Source organism: Streptomyces sp. NPDC004561 (assembly GCF_053602155.1).
In genome coordinates this window covers 1-1,021 of the sequence record NZ_JBSGDB010000955.1, presented here as the reverse complement: position 1 = coordinate 1,021, position 1,021 = coordinate 1, and the positions used below count along the sequence as shown (strand labels likewise).

The following is a 1,021-nucleotide window of genomic DNA, read 5'->3' as shown; positions in this document are numbered from 1 at the left end:
TCGGTGTCGTAGGTGAAGCGCAGGGGCCTGCCGCTGGAGTTGATGACCTCGGTGAGGTTGCCGGTGGTGTCGTAGCCGTAGCGCATCACGGCCGTGCCCTCGTCGGGCGTGGTGGCCGGGCGGTAGCGGGACGGTGGTTCGTCCAGCAGGCGCAGGGCGGTGATGCGGGGGCCCTGGGTGTCGACGGCGACGTAGTAGCCGCCGGAGTGGCGGATGCCGAACGGGATGCCCTCGTCGTCGCGTTCGACGTCGATGCGGTTGCCGTTGCGGTCCGTCCAGGAGTCCAGCGCCAGATGGAACACACCGAAGGAAGGTGAGGGGACGGGGGCGGCGAAGGTGCGGGTCACGCCCGTCGCCGGGTCGGTGACCGTCATCGCGCCGTCCGGCTTGCCGTCCCACTCCAGGGGCCAGCGGGCGCCCTTCACCGGCATCGTGGGTACGCCCGGTTCCGGCACCGGGTAGACCAGGCGCATGCCGTCGGCCGCGGCGAAGACGACGCCCTCGCCGTCGATCTGGAGGCACTCGTCCAGGGTGGAGATCCAGGTCGGGCCGAAGCAGACACCACCCCGGTAGGAGGACAGGTGGGTGCGGGTGAACTCGAAGGGGAGCGCGGCCGGCAGGGCCAGGTCGGTCTGGCTCATCAGCATCGCGCCGGTCGCCACGTCGATCGGCTCACCCACGCACGGCACGTCGTCGGCATTGCGGGCCGCCGGGCCCAGATCGACCAGGTCCGGGCGCAGCGAGGGCGGGCGCAGCAGGAGCGGGGTGGTGTCGCTGAGGCCGCCTGTCATGCTCGCTTTCAGCACGCCGCCGCCCGCGCCCAGCGCTCCGCCGAAGATCATGCCGTTCTTGGCGGCCTGGTTGACCTCGTCCAGGCTGAAACCGTGCTGCAGCCCGGTCACCATCTGCAGCGGCTGGGCCACCGCGAGGTCGACGGTGACCGACTCCACCCCGCCGAACGCGGCGGCGACGAAGGCACCGCCGATGACATCGGCCACCACGGCGGAGACCCCGACGCCGA

1 protein-coding gene is annotated in these 1,021 nt (G+C 71.7%); it reads right to left on the bottom strand.

The window, feature by feature from the left end:
• The coding region (locus tag ACWEN3_RS46965; RefSeq protein WP_452984621.1) for a DUF6531 domain-containing protein at positions 1–1,021 on the bottom strand (1,021 nt) is incomplete at both ends.